14 protein-coding genes and 2 tRNA genes are annotated in these 18,292 nt (G+C 46.1%); 11 read left to right on the plus strand and 5 right to left on the minus strand.

The window, feature by feature from the left end; genetic code table 11:
• Positions 1-20: 20 nt before the first annotated feature.
• From rpe to AC1DYT_RS22555, 3 genes are all read left to right on the plus strand, one after another.
• A complete protein-coding gene (gene rpe, locus AC1DYT_RS22545; protein ID WP_477471771.1) occupies positions 21-677 on the plus strand; it encodes a ribulose-phosphate 3-epimerase in 657 nt (218 codons plus the stop codon).
• Positions 678-825: 148 nt separating this feature from the next.
• A complete protein-coding gene (gene serC, locus AC1DYT_RS22550) occupies positions 826-1,893 on the plus strand; it encodes a 3-phosphoserine/phosphohydroxythreonine transaminase (protein ID WP_477471772.1) in 1,068 nt (355 codons plus the stop codon).
• 82 nt (positions 1,894-1,975) lie between these two features.
• Positions 1,976-2,929, plus strand: coding sequence for a D-2-hydroxyacid dehydrogenase (locus AC1DYT_RS22555; protein ID WP_477471773.1), 954 nt, complete (start codon positions 1,976-1,978; stop codon positions 2,927-2,929).
• An 81-nt stretch (positions 2,930-3,010) separates the two neighbouring features.
• On the opposite strand, the gene AC1DYT_RS22560 is transcribed toward AC1DYT_RS22555, so the two are convergent.
• The gene (locus AC1DYT_RS22560) at positions 3,011-3,853 is read right to left on the minus strand and encodes a DUF2911 domain-containing protein (protein ID WP_477471774.1); all 843 of its coding nucleotides are present in this window, start codon (positions 3,851-3,853) and stop codon (positions 3,011-3,013) included.
• A gap of 127 nt (positions 3,854-3,980) precedes the next feature.
• Here AC1DYT_RS22560 and AC1DYT_RS22565 point away from each other — a divergent pair, with 127 nt between their 5' ends.
• The gene (locus AC1DYT_RS22565; RefSeq protein ID WP_477471775.1) at positions 3,981-4,514 is read left to right on the plus strand and encodes a DinB family protein; all 534 of its coding nucleotides are present in this window, start codon (positions 3,981-3,983) and stop codon (positions 4,512-4,514) included.
• Positions 4,515-4,562: 48 nt separating this feature from the next.
• Here the strand turns inward: AC1DYT_RS22565 and AC1DYT_RS22570 are convergent, their stop codons facing one another.
• A complete protein-coding gene (locus AC1DYT_RS22570) occupies positions 4,563-8,798 on the minus strand; it encodes a hybrid sensor histidine kinase/response regulator (protein ID WP_477471776.1) in 4,236 nt (1,411 codons plus the stop codon).
• Between the two features lie 357 nt (positions 8,799-9,155).
• On the opposite strand from AC1DYT_RS22570, the gene AC1DYT_RS22575 reads away from it, so the two are divergent.
• Positions 9,156-9,229, plus strand: a tRNA-Pro gene (locus AC1DYT_RS22575).
• A 42-nt stretch (positions 9,230-9,271) separates the two neighbouring features.
• On the opposite strand, the gene AC1DYT_RS22580 is transcribed toward AC1DYT_RS22575, so the two are convergent.
• The 3 genes from AC1DYT_RS22580 to hscB all read right to left on the minus strand — a co-directional run bounded on the left by AC1DYT_RS22580 (position 9,272) and on the right by hscB (position 10,351).
• On the minus strand, positions 9,272-9,547 hold the full coding sequence (locus AC1DYT_RS22580; RefSeq protein WP_477471777.1) for a hypothetical protein: 276 nt from the start codon (positions 9,545-9,547) through the stop codon (positions 9,272-9,274).
• Positions 9,548-9,719: 172 nt separating this feature from the next.
• Positions 9,720-9,799: transfer RNA gene (locus AC1DYT_RS22585), tRNA-Leu, on the minus strand.
• Positions 9,800-9,826: 27 nt separating this feature from the next.
• Positions 9,827-10,351 carry a Fe-S protein assembly co-chaperone HscB gene (gene hscB / locus AC1DYT_RS22590; protein WP_477471778.1) on the minus strand — a complete coding sequence of 175 codons (525 nt, stop codon included), beginning with the start codon at positions 10,349-10,351 and terminating at the stop codon, positions 9,827-9,829.
• Between the two features lie 267 nt (positions 10,352-10,618).
• Here hscB and AC1DYT_RS22595 point away from each other — a divergent pair, with 267 nt between their 5' ends.
• The 6 genes from AC1DYT_RS22595 to AC1DYT_RS22620 all read left to right on the plus strand — a co-directional run bounded on the left by AC1DYT_RS22595 (position 10,619) and on the right by AC1DYT_RS22620 (position 18,284).
• The gene (locus AC1DYT_RS22595) at positions 10,619-13,090 is read left to right on the plus strand and encodes an SLBB domain-containing protein (RefSeq protein WP_477471779.1); all 2,472 of its coding nucleotides are present in this window, start codon (positions 10,619-10,621) and stop codon (positions 13,088-13,090) included.
• Positions 13,090-14,175 (plus strand): Wzz/FepE/Etk N-terminal domain-containing protein, encoded by a 1,086-nt coding sequence (locus AC1DYT_RS22600; protein ID WP_477471780.1) that lies wholly within the window; start codon positions 13,090-13,092, stop codon positions 14,173-14,175. The genes AC1DYT_RS22595 and AC1DYT_RS22600 overlap by 1 nt, the downstream gene beginning before the upstream one ends.
• A gap of 9 nt (positions 14,176-14,184) precedes the next feature.
• Positions 14,185-15,228: an FAD-binding oxidoreductase gene (locus AC1DYT_RS22605; protein WP_477471781.1), complete on the plus strand. Its 1,044-nt coding sequence runs from the start codon at positions 14,185-14,187 to the stop codon at positions 15,226-15,228.
• 13 nt (positions 15,229-15,241) lie between these two features.
• Positions 15,242-16,015 (plus strand): glucose-1-phosphate cytidylyltransferase, encoded by a 774-nt coding sequence (gene rfbF / locus AC1DYT_RS22610; RefSeq protein ID WP_477471782.1) that lies wholly within the window; start codon positions 15,242-15,244, stop codon positions 16,013-16,015.
• A 5-nt stretch (positions 16,016-16,020) separates the two neighbouring features.
• Positions 16,021-17,115: a CDP-glucose 4,6-dehydratase gene (gene rfbG / locus AC1DYT_RS22615; RefSeq protein WP_477471783.1), complete on the plus strand. Its 1,095-nt coding sequence runs from the start codon at positions 16,021-16,023 to the stop codon at positions 17,113-17,115.
• A 119-nt stretch (positions 17,116-17,234) separates the two neighbouring features.
• Positions 17,235-18,284 (plus strand): NAD-dependent epimerase/dehydratase family protein, encoded by a 1,050-nt coding sequence (locus tag AC1DYT_RS22620; protein WP_477471784.1) that lies wholly within the window; start codon positions 17,235-17,237, stop codon positions 18,282-18,284.
• The last annotated feature ends 8 nt before the right edge of the window (positions 18,285-18,292 follow it).

Consider the following 18,292-nt stretch of genomic DNA (forward strand, 5'->3'; position numbering starts at 1 on the left):
ATTCCCTTTATCTTTACCGCATGAACCACCTGATAGCTCCTTCCATTTTGGCTGCCGATTTTGGCAACCTGCAACGCGATGTTGAAATGATGAACAACAGCCAGGCCGACTGGATGCATTTCGATGTGATGGACGGCATGTTTGTGCCCAATATCTCGTTTGGCTTCCCCTTGTTAAAGACGGTGAAAAAATATGCTACGAAGCCTATCGACGTGCACCTGATGATTGTAGACCCGGATCGCTACCTTAAGGCATTCGCAGAGGAAGGGGCGTACAGCATTACTGTACATTACGAGGCCTGCCCGCATTTGCACCGCACCGTGCAGGCCATTAAAGAGTTGGGCTGCAAGGCATCGGTAGCCATAAACCCGCATACCCCCGTTATGCTGCTAAAAGATATTATTGCCCAGTTGGATATGGTGCTGGTGATGAGTGTAAATCCGGGCTTTGGCGCGCAGAAGTTTATCCAGCATAGCTATACCAAAATAGCCGAAGTAAAAGAGCTGAGCCAATACTGCAACCCCAAATTGCTGATTGAGGTTGATGGGGGAGTAGATATCACGAATGCCGCCAAATTACTTAAAGCGGGCGCAAATGTGCTGGTTGCCGGCAATTCGGTTTTTTCGGCAGCTGACCAGGCAGAAGCAATTACTAAGCTTAAACAGGCTGGCATTTAATGCGTAACATTTGCCTGCCCAACTTGTCTTATGTCAACTATTTCTAAAAATTATAAAAAATGTCTACAGGCTTTGTAGGAATTATTAACTTCGGCACTTCAAATTACAAAGTTGATAATCAAACATCAGCATAAATTAAACTCATAATATGAAACACAATTTCGGTGCCGGCCCCGGCATATTACCACACGAAGTGTTAAAACAGGCTGCAGCAGCAGTTATTGATTTTAACGGTACAGGTTTGTCTTTGCTCGAAATTTCGCACCGATCGTCGGAGTTCGAAGCTGTGTTGGACGAAGCTGTTAAGCTGGTAAAAGAGCTTTTCGAGGTTCCTGCAGGGTATTCGGTATTGTTTTTACAAGGCGGTGCCAGCACACAGTTTGCTTTGGCACCCTACAATCTGCTGCCCGAAGGTGGCAAGGCAGCCTACCTGGAAACAGGCGTTTGGGCAAACAAGGCGCTTAAAGAAGCCAAGTTTTTTGGCGAGGTACAGGTAGTTGCAACATCGAAAGAAAGCAACTTTACCTACATCCCTAAAGATTACGAAATACCTGCCGATGCAGCTTACTTCCACATTACCTCAAACAACACCATCTACGGTACACAGTTGAAGCAGTTCCCTAAATCGCCGATACCTGTTGTTTGCGATATGTCGTCGGATATTTTCAGCCGTAAGGTAAACGTTGCCGATTTTGGTTTGATATACGCCGGCGCGCAAAAAAACATGGGCCCTGCCGGTGTTACTTTGGTAATTGTTAAAGATGACCTGCTTGGCAAAACCGGCCGTAAGATACCGGCTATGTTCAACTACCAGGTACAGATAGAAGGTGGCTCGATGTATAACACTCCGCCATGCTTCGCTATCTATGTATCGATGTTGACCTTAAACTGGTTGAAAGCTAAAGGCGGTGTAGAAGCCATAGAAAAAGAGAACGACGCCAAAGCGCGTGTACTTTACGAAGAAATAGACCGTAACCCGTTTTTTAAAGCTGTTGCCGCTACAGAAGACCGCTCGCATATGAACGTTTGCTTTGTTGCCGCTAACCCCGAGCACGAAAAACCTTTCCTGAAACTTTGCGACGAAAAAGGTATCGTTGGCCTAAAAGGCCACCGTAGCGTAGGCGGTTTCCGCGCATCTATTTATAACGCATTGCCTATCACCAGCGTTTACGTGTTGATAGACGCGATGCAAGAGTTTGCTGAAAAGAATAAATAACGAACTGTCATTAATCATTGAGTCATTGGGTCATTTTCGATGGCAATGACTCAATGACTCAATGACCCAATGATATAAAACCATGATCAAAATATTAGCCAATGACGGTATCGACCCGATAGGCAAAAAAATGTTAGAAGACGCGGGGTTTTTTGTTGAAACCAACAATATCCCGCAGGATGAATTACCTGTGCGTTTACAGGAGTTTGATGCGATTACCGTGCGTAGCGCCACTAAAGTGCGTAAAGCCCTTATAGATGCCTGCCCCAATCTAAAACTGATTGGCCGCGGTGGCGTGGGCGTTGATAATATCGACGTGGAATACGCTAAAGAAAAAGGTATCGGTGTTTACAATACGCCAGCATCTTCATCTTTGTCTGTTGCCGAATTAGTAGTTGCGCAATTGTTTACAGGTGTACGCTTTTTGCACGATAGCAACCGCAAAATGCCGGTTGAAGGTGGCGCTAAATTCAACGACCTGAAAAAGGCTTATGCTAAAGGCATTGAATTGCGTGGCAAAACCCTGGGTATTGTAGGTTTTGGTCGCATAGGCCGCGAGGTGGCAAAAATCGCTATCGGCATTGGTATGGATGTTATTGCTTACGATCTTTTCCCTTTCAACCCCGAAGTGGAGATTGTATTGGGTACCGGCGGCACCAAGGTTAACGTAACTGTTAAAACATCAACACTCGATGAAATCATCAAAACAGCCGACTTCATCACCCTGCATACACCATTTATTGATAAAGCCCTTATTGGTGCCGAAGAACTGGCGCAAATGAAAAAAGGTGTTAAGCTGATTAATATCTCACGCGGTGGTTTAATTGATGAATTGGCATTGATTGAAGCATTGAACAGCGGCCAAGTATCATACGCAGCATTAGACGTATTTGATAACGAACCAAACCCGCGTGCAGAGATTTTAGACCATCCAAAAATTTCGCTAACCCCGCACATCGGTGCGGCTACCAACGAAGCGCAGGAGCGCATAGGGGTAGAGCTGGCAAGCTTGATTATCGGGCATTTTAACAAGTAGTTGTTAAAAATTCCATAAAGAAAAAGGCTCATTGAAAACTTCGATGAGCCTTTTTACTTTATGAGTATTATGTTGAGCTAATTACTTCTTTGCCTGCGCTATCACTTCGTTATTTAAACGCACGTATTCATCGGATTTACCTTCCGTTGCTAATTTTACACCTTCCTGTGCCGTTGCAATGGCTGCAGCTTTATCACCTTTTTTTAACAGTATACGCGCCTTCCATAATTTAGGCACAAACGGTGGGAAATCTTTGTCTTTCTCGAATTCGGTGGCCCATGCCAATGCCTTGGTTAAGTCTTTATTATTGTTGTAGTAATAAATTTCGGCTTCGTAATATGGTTTTTTGTTAGTTGCCATGGCCGAATCTATGCGCGCCATTACTTTAGCGTCGATATCCGTAGCCATGTGGATGGTAAAGCTGCTGCGTTCCCACATCATTTTTAAATCGGCAGTAGTGGGTAATACGTTAACAAAGGCAAGCGTCATGGTCTCGGTTAAAGCCGAAAGGTGTTCAGCCTTAACTTTAAACCGTATAAAATCATCTGCTTGCTTATAAGTATATGCGCCCCATTGGTTAGGCAGTTTGCTTAAAATTATTGTCCACTCACTTTCACCCGGGATGCTGAATAGGCCGTATTCGCCAGCCGGCACTTTATTGCCTTCCAATGTTACATCATCGCTAAATTTTATAACCGTTGCCGAATTAGCGCCGGTGCGCCATACAGCACCATAAGGCTCCATCCCGCCGAATATTTTACGCCCTTTTACATTAGGGCGTGAGTAAGTTAAGGTGATTTTGCCAAGGCCAAAACCTTGTTGAATGGTTTGGGCCGAACTCGGTTGTGGTGTTAACTGGGCGTAGCTGCTTAAGGTTGCACATAACAATGCGCAGGCAAGAGCAAGGGTGTACGTTTTTTTCATGGTTTATGAGGTTTATGGAACTAAGATATAAAAAATGCGACGAGAAGCAGCTGCATCATAATATTCAGATTTCTTTTGTAAAGCTTAACCGCTTTTTCCTATCTTGCAAATAACCTACTGAAAACCAATGCGAATCATCCATCCGCCCAAGCCAGGCGAATACCCGCCTTATGCCGAAATGTATATGAAATTGATACCCAGCGATGGCATGGTGCTGAAATACCTGCAAAATAACTTTTACCGCGTGAAGGATTTGATATACTCGCTGCCCCTGGAGCACTTGCTGTACCGCTACGCACCCGGCAAATGGAGCATCAAAGAAACGCTGGTGCACATTATAGATGATGAGCGCATCTTTGCCTACCGAGCCCTGCGTTTCGCCCGTAACGAACAGCAAAATCTTATCGGTTTCGATCAGGATAGCTACGCAAAATATTCAGGTGCCGATAAGCGTGAGCTTGACAATATCTTCGAAGAATACGAGGCTGTGCGGCAGGCAACCATTGCGCTATTCAACGGCCTGCCTGCGGAAGCCTTCGATAGGATGGGGCATGGCACCGGTACTTTTAACGATGCTACCGTGCGTGCACTGGCCTACCACATAGCCGGGCACGAAATGCACCATTATTTTTTGATAAAAGATAAATATTTGAAGATGTAGCCTGGCTGACTGCACAAAGCGCATAACCCCAATCTGCTAATTTTGCCTTCAGGCTTTGATATGATTCGCTTTGTTGTAAAGGTCTTTTAAAGTTTGTATCAGCAGCTCCACGTTTAAGGGTTTGGAGATGTAGCCATCCATACCTGCTTTGAAGCAGTTGTCGCGGTCTTCCGTAAGTGCGTTAGCTGTCATGGCCATTATCATGGTTTTTAGGCCGTATATCTTGCGGATGAGGCGGGTTGCCTCCAGCCCGTCGATATTAGGCATTTGCACATCCATCAATATAATATCGTAATATTTCTTGCTCATCAGGGCCATTACCTCCTCGCCATCATTCGCCAAATCGGGCTGATAGCCCAGCTTATTCAATATTCTGATAATCAGTTTCTGGTTCATAAGGTTATCTTCTGCAATCAGCATCCTGAATGGATAATCGAGCGCGAAGCTTTCCGATAGCAGGTTTTTCTTTTTCTCTACTACCTGCAGGGTATCTTTCCTTAATTCGGCTTGTACCACATCAAACAAAACCTGCTGTTTTACCGGCTTGGTGAGTACGGCGTTGAAAAGGGTAGGGTGCAGTTTCTTGCTTTCGTTGCCTATAGAGCTTAGCAAAACGATGGGCTGTGTGCCCGGTATGGCTCTTATGAGTGTTGCCAGCTGCACGCCGTCCATATCGGGCATTTGCATATCGGTGATAACCAGGTCAATCTTATTATCGGTTTTCAATATCCTCAGTGCCTCCTGGCCCGAAGATATAGCGACAACAATCATTTTAAGTTTTTCCAACTGTTTTTTCAGGATGCGCAGGTTGGTAGGGTTATCGTCTATAATCAGCACCTGTTTGCCAAAGCAAGCCTTTTGGTTTTCATCCTCGGTTTCGGTAAGCCGCGCTATTGCTTTTGTGCAGCGTATATCAAATGTAAAGGTACTGCCATGGCCTTGCTTGCTTTCGGCCTTTATGTGGCCTCCCATCAGCTTCACCAGGCGCTCGCTGATCACAAGGCCAAGCCCGCTGCCGCCATATTTGCGGGTGATGGATGAGTCTACCTGGTTAAAGGGCTTAAACAGATGATCAAAGTGTTCCTGGGCAATACCTATGCCGGTGTCCTTCACCGCAAATTTAACCTGGTAGGCGTCCTTATCCAGCGCCGTAGCGGTAATATCTACGTATACCTCGCCCTTGTGTGTAAATTTAATGGCATTGCCTATAAGGTTTATCAATATCTGGCGTAACCGGGTGCTATCGCAGTTGATGTAGGCGGGCACGTCTTCTGCAATATGGTAAACCAGATCCAACCCAATCTGCGCGGTTTTAGAGGCGAAAAGCTCAAAGATATCTTCGATGCATTTGCGCAATTCAAAATCGTGATCGTCCAGGTCAAGGTGGCCAGATTCTATTTTAGAGAAATCGAGGATATCGTTGATTACCGTAAGTAACGATTCCCCACTGTTCAGTATCGCATCGTTATACTCGCGCTGTTCGCTATCCAGATTGGTTTCTGATAACAGCGTGGCCATGCCCAGCACGCCATTCATAGGCGTGCGTATCTCATGGCTCATGGTAGCCAAAAAGGTGCTTTTGGCCATGTTGGCTTTGTCGGCCTCTTCGTGCGCTTTTTCTGCCTGTACTTTTTGCCTGTACAATTCTTCAGACTGTGCCAGCATTTCTTCCGACTGGGCTTGTAGCTCATTGGCCTGTACCTGCAATTCATGGTTTAGAGCTTGAAGGTGTCCCGATTGCTCGCTCAATTGCTCCGTACGATCGTTAACGAGCATCTCCAGCCTCAGTTTTTGCTTTTGCATGAAGTTGAACCTCAAAATGTAACCAATGTATATCAAGGCTAAAAATACCGTTACGGTTGCTGTACGAAACCACCAGGTCATCCAAAAGGGGGGCGATATCACTATTTTAAGCGTGGTGGGCGTATCGTTCCAAACACCATCGTTATTGGCGGCTTTTACCATGAAAGTGTAGCTGCCCGGATCCAGGTTGGTGTAGGTTGCGTTGCGGGTGTTTTCTACCTGCCGCCATTCGGTGTCGAAGCCATCCAATTTATAGGCATACAGGTTCCGCTGCGGAATGGTATAATCGAGCGCCGAAAATTCGATGGTGAAAACCGACTGCGAATACGATAATATTGCCTCTTTTGCAGTAAGAATGCTTTGCTTTATAGGCGAACCTGCCGCATGTATTTGCACCGGTTTATTGAATAGCTCAAAGCCGCTGAGCACAACCGTAGGTTTGTTGCGGTTGAAATTGAGCTTGCGCGGATCTATAATAACGAACCCATTGATCCCACCCATGGCAATTTGCCCATCAGCCAGTTTGGTTCCGCTACCGAAGTTGAACTCGAGGCTTTTGAGGCCGTTATGCTCGCCGAAATTCTTTGTCGTCTTATTCGCAGGATTGAAGCGCGTTACACCCTTTAGGCTGCTTAGCCATAAGTTGCCCGCCCCATCCTCGGCTATGTAATTGATGGTGTTGCTGGCCAAACCATCCGCTTCAGTGTAATTTTGTATCTGCCTGGTGCGGTAATCGTAGCAATTAAGGCCTCCGTCCATAGTGCCTATCCACATATGCCCCTTGCTATCCTCATAAAAGTAGCTGATGATATTGCTGTTAAGGCCGCTGTTGCCGCTGTTGATATGCCTGAATTTGCCCGTTGCGGGCGTGTAAACGGATATGCCGTTAGAATACCCACCCATCCAAATATCGCCCGCCTTGTCTTCATATAAGGCTTCGATGGTGGGGTCGGCAAGGGAGTTGGCGTTTTTCGGGTCGTTGATGATTTTTTTAAAGATCTCCGTCTTCGGATCGAACACGTTTACCCCGCCATGGTCCGTGCCAATCCAGATGTTCCCTTTCCTATCCTCCAGCATGGCGTATATTCCCGGGCTGTTCATGTTGCCGGGTTTTGTGCCGATGCTGTAGTTTTTGAAAGTTTTGGTTTTAAGGTCGAAACGATCCAGCCCAACGCTGTAGGTACCTACCCAAACCGACGTGTTAGCCCTGTTGATGAGTATGCATGAGGTATAATTGGTGGAAATGGTTTTGCTTGCCGCGTTACTGTGGCTGTATTGCGTGTATTTGCTGGTTGCGCGGTCGAAATAATGGAGTCCGGCATCTGTTGCCATGTACAGATTGTTTCGCTTATCTGCTGCAATGCCCCTGATGATATTGCCTACCGAAGGATTATTGGAGCCCGATGATTTGTAGGCAGGGAAAATATTGATGTTTTTATCGTATTTTAATATGCCAACGCTGCTGGTGCCTATCCATAGGGTGTTCTGCTTATCTATCAGCAGCGAATAGATGCCATCATCGGGCATATTGTTGGCCTCCGTAGTGGGCTGGTTGATATTTATAAACGCCCTTTTATCAACATCGAATAATTGCAGGGTAGTGTTGGTGCCCACCCAAACCTTACCATGTTGGTCTGCCGCGATGGCATAGATAGGGTTTTTGCCGTTTACGGTGTGTGCGTCGCCATCGTTATCGTAGGTGCTGAAGGTCGAATCTGCGTTATGGTAAAGGTTGAGGCCCTCGTTGGTAGCAACCCACAGGTTGTGGTGTTCATCTTCGGCAATGGAGTTTACGATATTGTTACTGAGGCTTGTTTTGATCCGGCTATTGTGCAAAAAATTCCTGAAGGTACCATCATGGCTGTTGAACAGGCTCAGTCCGCCATCTGTCCCCACCCACAGCCTTCCATGGCTGTCTTCAAAAACTACGAATACATTCTGGCTCGGTAGGCTGTTTGCATTCCCGGCCACATGGTAATATCGTTTAAATTGGTTGGTTTTGGCAACGTACAAGTTAAGGCCTTCGGGCGTGCCGGCCCATATACGTTGTTTGCTGTCTTTATATACGCAGGTGATGTTGTTGGTGCTAATGCTGCTTTTGTTGGCGGCATTGTACTTGTAATTAACAAACCAATCGTTAACCCTATCGTACTTGCTAAGGCCGCCTATGCGGGTTGCTACCCATATATTGCGTTCAGCATCTTCGCAAACCGACAAAATATTGTTTGCAGCAAGGCTTTTAGGGTTGCCGGCAGCGTGCTTATAAACCGTGAATTTGTAACCATCGTATTTATTAAGCCCATCCTGCGTGCCAAACCATATAAAACCGTAACTATCCTGGTAAATGCATTGGATAGAGTTTTGCGAGATGCTGTTAGAGCTGTAAACATTAGTAAGCTTTTGGCCAAGGTTTTGCGCAGGAGCGGGTGCTATGTGCGTGTATATGAGGGCTAACAAGGCTACTAAACGTTTTATGCGCATTCGTGTGATTGAGGGAGAGTTTAATTATACGCAAAATTTGTTTAAAAGTTCAATAAATGCCTTTTATTTCAATTTAACGTAAAGATACAACAACGGCAATAAGCGTGTACATCTGCACGAATAGTACACGCGGGTTGGTTTTTTAGGGATTGGATGGGGACGAACATAATAAGCCCGGGCCTGGCAAAAGTACATTTATAGTATTTTGAGCGCGTTTACAGCTAATGCCCTAATCAAAAAAAAATATTTGCGGCTAAGTTTTTGCAAATGAATTTGTTAGAATAGCAGTTATAAATTCTTTCAAAAAAAGTTTTGTAACTTGATTTAAAATCCTACTTTTGCACACCCAATCAGGAACGGGATGTAGCGTAGCCCGGTATCGCGCCACATTTGGGATGTGGAGGCCGCAGGTTCGAATCCTGCCATCCCGACGAAAGCGATACCAATACAAAGAAAACCCTCTTTAAAGCAATTTAAAGAGGGTTTTCTGTTTTTGGGTGAATTTTTCCAAGCCGCTGCATTAGGGGCGGGGCAGTCCGATCCGAGCTGACCCATGATGTATAGAGCAGAAAAATTGGATATTGGTTTTTAGTAAATGTGCCTTTCGATTCAAGCTTTACATGCTCATAACTATATGGAGCGATATTTTTTTTGCTAGCGATGTTGTTTTCGTCTAAATGGATATTAAGCCCAGCAGGAGTTTGAGCGATATGAACCATGTCAAAGTATTTCAGGATGTGTTCAAGCATTAAGGGTGTGCAAGGGTTTCGCAAGTCGTTAGCAAGGTTTGAGCGTATTCGTTTCTAAAAAAACAAATAATCTTTACGCTTTCCTGGCTTTTTTTTCGACTGATCCATGATATGTAGTAAAAAAGAAAAGGCTGTAAGTGATTAACTTACAGCCTTCTACATCAATTTGATGTACCCAGCGCCGGAGTCGAACCGGCACGGTTTCCCACAGGTGTTTGAGACCAGCGCGTCTACCAATTCCGCCASCTGGGCATGCTTTTATCTGAGGCCATATACTGCTCAGAAGCGGGATGCAAATGTATTCAAACTCTCCTTAATTCGCAACAGATATTTTTGCCTGTAGTAAATATTTGCGATTTTGTTGAGCCTGTCTTCCTTGGCGGTATCGTCCAGGCTTTCGTATCCTGCAGTAGCTGCCGTCATTTCTTCGTCCATATCGCCTTGTATGGCAAGTACTTCTGCGGTTATTTCGGCCAGTTGCCGGGCGTCGTCAACTTCCATCAGGCGTTCGTTCACATCCATCATTTCCATTAAAAAATCTGCAGGCAGCTGCGGTTTTGCGCCCTCATTTACCAATCCGTGCAGCTTCAGGATGTATTCTGCAAGCTTATTCGGGTCGGAAAATGTTTGGTAGGCCTTATTGTTTAAGGTAGATAGCTCCAGTATTTCCTGCTGGCGGGTATCATCTTCGTTGGCATAAAAATCGGGATGGTATTTTTTGCTGAAAGCATAAAACTGCTTTTTCACAGCCGCTGCAGGTGGGCTAAAGGTTTCGGCAATATTGTAAAATTCAAAATAATTCATCGCTCAAAATTAAGCTTTTAACCACCGTTTGCCATTTTTGTTGGCACATTATCAATAATTAACATTTTTCCGACAAACAATTTGGCGTGTCTTTGGTTAAGTTTGGCATCGTTAACTTTTGCAGTTAGCTTCAAAATTTAATATATATTTGTACACTTAAACAGCTCTGCCGATAAAATGTTTAATCATCGCTTTAAGCACCCTGCCTACGCCCATAGTGCTTATTTAACCCTGTTTACAGCTAAGCGCAGCGTTATTTAGAAACATATGCATCTATTGAAACCCTACTTTATCCTTTTCGTTACCTTATTGTGGCTGGCATCCATTAGCCCGGCAAAGGCGCAAAGCATCCCGCAGAACCTCTCGGGCGTGAACATAAACGATATGTCTGACGAGCAGTTGCGGCAGGCTTTGCAACAGGCGCAAGCCTCGGGCTTGTCTGATGCCGCTTTGCTGCAAACCTTGCAGGCCCGTGGGCTCTCGGCCGCGCAAAGCCAGCTATTGCAAACCCGCATCGCTGCCCTGCGTAAAACCGCAGGTGCCACTCAACCCGGCACCCAGGAGCCATCAGTAGCCCGTGGCCTCAACTATCAACCCGATACCAACAACGTCCCTGCCGGCGATAAGCTTTATGGCTTGTTCACACCAAAAATATTCGGTGCCAACCTGTTCCGCAACAGTAATATCACCTTCGAGCCAAACCTGAAATTGGCCACCCCGGTTAACTATATATTAGGGCCCGACGATCAGCTGATCATTAACGTTTACGGCGCCTCGTTAGTTAACTGGAAGTTGGATGTATCGCCCGAGGGCAATATCAATATCCCTGGTGTGGGTATCCTCAACGTATCGGGGAAAACCATAGAACAGGCAACCGCATCTATAAAAAGCAAGCTGGCGGCCAGTAATTATGCCATTGGGCGCGGTACTAGCGTACAGGTGAGCCTGGGAAATATCCGTAGCATAAAAGTAATTTTAGTGGGCGAGCTAGTGAAGCCCGGAACTTACACCTTGCCATCGCTGGCAACAGCTTTCAATGCCTTGTATGCGGCAGGCGGCCCCGGCGAGAACGGCACGTTCCGCCAGATAGAGATTATCCGTAATAACCGCATCATCCGCCGCCTGGATGTGTACGACTTTTTAGTAAAAGGCGATCAAAAAGACAATATTGGCCTGCAAGATCAGGACATTATACGTGTACCCACCTACCGTACCCGCGTGCAGCTGGCCGGCGAGGTAAAAAATCCGGCTTTATTTGAAGTATTGGCAGGGGAGAGTTTGCAGGACGTATTGCATTTTGCCGGCGGCTTTAGCAACGAAGCATACACCGCCCGCATAAAAGTATCGCAGATTAGCGATCAGCAACGCCGCATTACCGATGTGGTAGAGGCCGATTATAAAAATTACATCCCGCTGCGCGGTGATAAATTTACTGTGGAACGGATACTCAATCGGTTTGAAAATCGCGTTACCATAAATGGCGCGGTTTTCCGCCCCGGAGAGTATGAGTTGCAAAAAGGGCTGACGCTTTCGCAACTGATAAAAAACGCGGCCGGCCTGCGCGAAGATGCCTTCAGTGGCCGTGGCAGCATTACCAGGCTTAAAGCCGATAACAGCCTGGAGCAGTTATCTTTCGACGTAAATGCAGTGCTGAATAAAACCGCGCCAGACATAATTTTGCAGCGCGAAGACGTGATAACCATATCGTCGATACTGGATCTGCGCGATGAATATCGGATAACTATAAAAGGCGAGGTGCGCAGCCAGGGCGAATTTCCCTACGCCGAGAACATGACGGTTGAAGACCTGATACTTAAAGCCGGCGGCTTTGCCGATGGCGCAAGCGCCAGGCGTATTGAAGTGGCGCGCCGTACCAACAACAGCGACCCAAATTCAACAACCAGCATATTGGCAGAAGTTTTTAATATTGACGTAGACCCGCAATTAAAAAACAGCAGTGCTAACTTTAAGCTACAGCCTTTTGATATCGTATCTATATACAGCCTGCCCGGATACGAAAAGCAAAGCATAGTAAAAGTAGAAGGCGAGGTGCTTTACCCGGGTTACTACGCTATTAAATTTAAAAACGAGAAGATATCCGACCTGATTACCCGCGCGGGGGGCTTAACCGCATTTGCCGATGCAGACGGAGGATCGCTAAAAAGGGACAACGTGGCCATTTTTGGCACCGATAAGAACGGCATTGATACCAACGCCATCGAAATAGAGCGCATACAGCGCCTAAACAGGTTAAAGCAAATTAATAAAGATTCTACCGCTACCGATGCCAATGAGTTGAGGTATAATTTTATCGGTATAAACTTGCGTAAGATATTAAAAACACCGGGCAGCAATATCGATCTTATTATGCAAAACAATGATGTAATAAGCATACCCAAACAGCAGCAGGTGGTATATGTACATGGCGAAGTGCTATACCCAAGCGCCGTAGTTTTTGAAAACGGTAAATCTTTTAACGATTATATTTTAGGTGCGGGCGGTTATTCGTCCAGGGCATCTAAACGCGGCTCTTATGTAGTTTATGCCAATCATACCGTTAGGGGTACAGGTAAATTCCTGTTTTTTAATGTGCACCCCGAGGTAAGGGCAGGCAGCGAAATATACGTGACACGTAAACCCGAAAGGAAAGGCTTGTCTACTGCCGAGGCTATCGGCCTTACAAGTGGTTTAGCTTCTTTGGGGGCCATTATTTTGGCAATTATTAATTTGAGCAAATAATGGAGGACAAACCCGTTTCGGCACAAATGGAAGCTCAGGAAAAAGAGATTTCTCTAAAGGACCTTATTGGTTATGTAAAAGGAGAGGTAACGTACCTTAAATCAAGGTGGCTGGTTATTTTGGCCATAGGTATTTTTGCTGCATTATTGGGCTTCGCTTATGCATTCGTAAAAAAGCCGTCCTACACAGCCGTATCTACTTTTGTTTTAGAGGATGGCAGTAAAGGCGGCAGCTTAGGCCAGTACGCCGGCCTGGCATCGTTGGCAGGTATAGACATCGGCGGCGGCGGTAGCGGCGGTATCTTCGAGGGTGATAATATCCTAGAGCTATACAAATCGCGCCTGATGATAGAGAGAACTCTGCTAAGCCAGGTAGTTATTGATGGCAAGCAGCAATTATTGATTGATAGGTACATCTCATTCAATAAATTACAGGAGAAATGGAAGAAAGACGATAACATCAGCAACATCACATTTACGGGTAACCCGGATAGTTTTAACCGTAAGCAGGATAGCATTATCACCGATCTCACCAACAAATTCAACGAGAAAATGCTGAGCGTTGCCAAACTGGATAAAAAGTTAACCATTATAAAGGTAGAGGTAAACACCACCGATGAGCTTTTCTCCAAAGCATTCAACACCAAACTGGTAGAAACCGTAAATAACTTTTACGCGCAAACCAAAACGAAAAAAAGCTATCAAAATGTGCAGGTTTTGCAGAAACAGGCAGATAGCGTAAAAAACGTATTAGGCTATGCCATAAGCGGCGTAGCTTCGGCAGTAGATGCCGCGCCTAACGCAAATCCGGCAATGTCGTCATTAAGGGTGCCATCGCAAAAAAGACAGGTAGATGTGCAGGCCAGCTCGGCTATTTACAGCGAAATAGTGAAAAACCTGGAGATATCGAAAATATCCTTACGCCAGGAAACACCGTTGATACAAGTGATAGACCAACCTGTATTGCCTTTGCCAATAAGCAAGGTAAGCAAGCTAAAAGGCATTGTAATTGGTTTTATACTCGGCATATTCTTAGCATCAGCCTGGATTGCCTGCAAAAGGATACTTAAACATTTATTGGCTTAAATAAACGGGATGCGTTTTTTTACTTTAAAAGTCGTAGACGTACGTATAGAAACCGCAGACACGGTAACGCTGGCCTTTAAGCAGCCCGGTCTAAAAAAGGTTAAATACATGGCTGGCCAGTATCTTACGCTCATGTTCAGGATAAATGGGCGCAGGTACATCAGGCCTTATTCGTTTTCCTCGGCACCACTGATCGATGCCAACCTGGAGGTCACCATCAAACGTGTGCCAGGCGGCGTGGTATCAAACCATATCATAGATACGGTAAAGGTTGACGATATAGTTGAAGTGATGGAGCCAATGGGCGATTTTACGCTCAACGAAACTGGGCTCAGGCCTGCAACGCATATCGTACTTTGGGGAGCTGGCAGCGGTATTACCCCGCTCATGTCGATAACAAAATATGCTTTGCATAAAAACTTGGCTGGCCATGTTACGTTAGTGTACGGAAATCGTAATGCCGAAAGCGTGATTTTTTTAGATAAGATAATGGCGCTGAAAACACAGTTCGGCAGCACATTTTCGGCGTGGCATTTCCATACGCAGCCGGCAATTTCGCCCGAAAACCCATATCTGGTTCAGGGTAGGATAGACCCGGCAAAGGTGTTATCAGTAATGCAAAACGAGGGTAACCTGGGCGATACCATTCATTATATCTGCGGACCTGCGGGGCTAAAAGAATCTGTAAAGGCGGCTTTAAGGGGCTTGGGCATAGGTACGGATAAAGTTTACTCGGAGGATTTTGAGGTGATTAGGGATCCTGCAGATTTTGAAAGTATCATTACCCGTACGGTATCCGTAATGCTTAATGGCACAACCACCGGGGTAGAAGTAGTAAAAGGAAAAAGTATATTGGAAGCCGGGCTGGATGCCTTGCTGGATATGCCATATTCTTGCCAAACGGGCAATTGCCTGGTTTGCAAGGGGCGCGTAATAAAAGGCGAAGTGAAGATGATAGGGGTGCAGAAGCTGCCCGACGGCCTGGGCGCAGGCGAGAGCTTGCTTTGCAGCAGTTTCCCGCTTACAGATGGCTGCGTAATTGAAGTTGACTAACGAAAAACAAAATATGAAAGTTGTATTATTAGCGGGCGGCTTAGGTACCAGGTTGTCTGAAGAAACGGTGCTGAAACCTAAGCCGATGGTAGAGATAGGTGGCATGCCTATCCTGTGGCATATCATGAAGATATATTCCGCACATGGCTTCAATGATTTCATCGTGTGCCTGGGCTATAAAGGTTATGTGATAAAAGAGTATTTTGCCAATTACTTCCTTCATAAATCGGATGTAACTATCAATTTGGCTGATAATTCTATCAAAGTGCACGATTCGCAGGCCGAGCCATGGAAGATAACCCTGGTAGATACAGGCAACGAATCTATGACCGGCGGGCGCATCAAACGCATACAACCTTTCGTAAACAATGAACCGTTTATGCTTACCTATGGCGACGGCGTAAGCGACATCAACGTAAAAGAATTAGTAGAGTTTCACCAAGCAGGCGGCAAGCTTTGCACGGTTACCTCGGTACAGCCATCGGGCAGGTTCGGTTCGCTGGATATCAATGCCAACAACGAGGTACAATCCTTCTTCGAGAAGCCAAAAGGCGATGGTTCCTGGATTAATGGTGGCTACTTCGTGTGCGAGCCGGGCATATTCGATTATATAAAAGAGGGCGACGGCACCATATGGGAAAAAAGCCCGATGGAAAGCATAGCTGGTGACCGCCAGATGGATGCCTATAAGCATCACGGCTTCTGGCGCCCAATGGATACGCTGAAAGACAAACACGATTTAAATGAAATGTGGGACACCAACAAGGCTCCCTGGAAAATCTGGTAAAACGTATGTTAGAGGCACTTAAAGAAACATATAAAGGCAAAAAGGTATTCCTTACCGGCCATACAGGCTTCAAGGGTTCCTGGCTGCTGAAGATATTCAGCATGCTTGGTGCCGAGGTAAAGGGCTACGCCCTTGCGCCGGAAACGGAGCTGAACCTATACAGCGTGATACAGGGTGATACGCTTTGCCAATCGGTAATCGCCGACTTGCGCGACAGAGCCACGCTCACAGAAGCTGTTAGCAGTTTCCAACCCGATTTTATCTTCCACCTGGCGGCGCAGCCGTTGGTGCGGCTATCTTACCAAATACCTTCAGAAACCTTCGAGGTAAATGCCATAGGCACCGCTAATGTACTGGATGCCATGAGGCAGTTAGAAAACCCCTGCAACGCCGTTTTGATAACCACAGATAAGGTTTACCATAACAATGAGTGGGCCTACCCATACCGCGAAACCGACCGCCTGGGCGGTTACGACCCATACAGCGCCAGTAAAGCCTGTACCGAGTTGGTCATCGATTCCTATCGTAACTCCTTCTTCAATACCAGGGCTTATAGCACGCACCAAAAAGCTATTGCCGTTGGCCGCGCAGGCAACGTGATAGGAGGGGGCGATTGGTCGAAAGACAGATTAATTCCCGATATCGTGCGAGCGCTTTCTGCCGATAAGGAGATAGAAGTGCGCAACCCCGCATCTGTACGCCCATGGCAGCACGTGTTGGAGCCTTTGTTAGGCTATTTATTATTAGGTGCAAAGCTCGCCGGCGCGCCGCAAACCTTTTCGCAGGCATACAATTTCGGGCCGGACGTGAACGACGCCTTCCCTGTAAAGAAAATGGTGGAACTGGCTATCGAATGCTGGGGCAGCGGCAACTACTTTACCAATGTAGACCCTAATCAGCCGCACGAGGCGGGCTTGCTCAAATTGGATATCAGCAAGGCGATGTCTGAATTGAAATGGACGCCTGTTTTTAATGCAGAGAGAGCGGTACAATACACGATAGATTGGTATAAGAATTTTTATACCGATAGGTATAATGTTGCTATATATACAGAAAAGCAGGTTTTGGCATTTCTAAATGCACAGAATATTCAACAATAAAACTGTCTTAGACGGTTGGGGAACAGCATCCCGGTTGGCAATTTAAATATAGTATATACCGATAGGTATAATTTAAATGTATGTACAAAAGACAGGTTTTAGCTTTTTAAACACTTTGAATGACCAGCAATAAAATCGTACTGGAAGATTTGGAAGCGATACGCCAATCCACAATAGATTGGCAACGCTTTGCCGGTAAAACGGTGCTGATAACGGGCGCAAATGGTTTCCTACCTGCATATTTGGTAGAGACGTTCTTATACGTAGGAGCTACCTCGGGCCGGGATATCAAAGTAATCGGCCTGGTGCGCAACATCGCGAAAGCAAAAAAACGCTTTTCAGAATATGCGGATAACGATAATCTTAGCTTTATCGAACAGGACGTAAGCTTGCCAGTATCCGTTGTGGGTGATGTTGATTTCATTATACATGCAGCTAGCCAGGCCAGCCCTAAATATTACGGCACCGACCCGGTGGGTACCCTTAGCGCCAACGTACTGGGTACGCTGAACCTGATGGAACTTGCTCGTGAAAAGAACATCGAATCGTTCCTGTATTTTAGTTCGGGCGAGGTGTATGGGCAGGTTGATAATGAGCACAATCCCGTAAGGGAAGATTATTACGGTCAGCTAGACCCTATGCAGGTACGCGCCTGCTACGGCGAGAGCAAAAGGATGGGCGAGAACATCTGCGTAAGCTACTATAAGCAATATGGCATAAGCGCAAAGGTGGTGAGGCCCTTCCATACCTACGGGCCGGGCATGCAACTGGACGATGGCCGCGTGTATGCCGATTTCGTGGCTGATATTTTGGCCGGGCGCAATATAGAGATGAAGAGCGATGGCTCGGCGAGGCGGGCGTTCTGTTACCTTAAAGATGCCACCGTAGCATTCATCACAGTGCTGCTGAATGGTACGCCAGGCGAAGCTTACAACGTAGGCAACCCGCAGCAGGAGCACAGTATATTAGAATTGGCCGAAACTGTGGTAACGCTGGGCAAGCCAGACTTGAAAGTAATAAAAGCGGCGACTAATGATAATACGCAGTACCTGAAAAGCCCTCTGCTGCGCAATACCCCTAATATAGATAAATTGTTAACTTTAGGCTGGCAACCGCAAACCGATATAGCAACCGGTTTTAAGCGGACAATCGACAGCTACCTTGTATAAATAAGCAT

This window comes from Mucilaginibacter sp. P1_D10, assembly GCF_056406215.1.

Bases quoted from the DNA above. Each gene is read 5' to 3' on its own strand.
- AC1DYT_RS22605 (WP_477471781.1), top strand. From the start codon at position 14,185: ATGCGTTTTTTTACTTTAAAAGTCGTAGACGTACGTATAGAAACCGCA.
- rfbG (WP_477471783.1), top strand. From the start codon at position 16,021: ATGTTAGAGGCACTTAAAGAAACATATAAAGGCAAAAAGGTATTCCTT.
- rfbF (WP_477471782.1), top strand. From the start codon at position 15,242: ATGAAAGTTGTATTATTAGCGGGCGGCTTAGGTACCAGGTTGTCTGAA.
- AC1DYT_RS22560 (WP_477471774.1), bottom strand. From the start codon at position 3,853: ATGAAAAAAACGTACACCCTTGCTCTTGCCTGCGCATTGTTATGTGCA.
- AC1DYT_RS22620 (WP_477471784.1), top strand. From the start codon at position 17,235: ATGACCAGCAATAAAATCGTACTGGAAGATTTGGAAGCGATACGCCAA.
- AC1DYT_RS22595 (WP_477471779.1), top strand. From the start codon at position 10,619: ATGCATCTATTGAAACCCTACTTTATCCTTTTCGTTACCTTATTGTGG.
- hscB (WP_477471778.1), bottom strand. From the start codon at position 10,351: ATGAATTATTTTGAATTTTACAATATTGCCGAAACCTTTAGCCCACCT.
- AC1DYT_RS22600 (WP_477471780.1), top strand. From the start codon at position 13,090: ATGGAGGACAAACCCGTTTCGGCACAAATGGAAGCTCAGGAAAAAGAG.
- AC1DYT_RS22555 (WP_477471773.1), top strand. From the start codon at position 1,976: ATGATCAAAATATTAGCCAATGACGGTATCGACCCGATAGGCAAAAAA.
- AC1DYT_RS22580 (WP_477471777.1), bottom strand. From the start codon at position 9,547: ATGCTTGAACACATCCTGAAATACTTTGACATGGTTCATATCGCTCAA.
- rpe (WP_477471771.1), top strand. From the start codon at position 21: ATGAACCACCTGATAGCTCCTTCCATTTTGGCTGCCGATTTTGGCAAC.
- AC1DYT_RS22570 (WP_477471776.1), bottom strand. From the start codon at position 8,798: ATGCGCATAAAACGTTTAGTAGCCTTGTTAGCCCTCATATACACGCAC.
- serC (WP_477471772.1), top strand. From the start codon at position 826: ATGAAACACAATTTCGGTGCCGGCCCCGGCATATTACCACACGAAGTG.
- AC1DYT_RS22565 (WP_477471775.1), top strand. From the start codon at position 3,981: ATGCGAATCATCCATCCGCCCAAGCCAGGCGAATACCCGCCTTATGCC.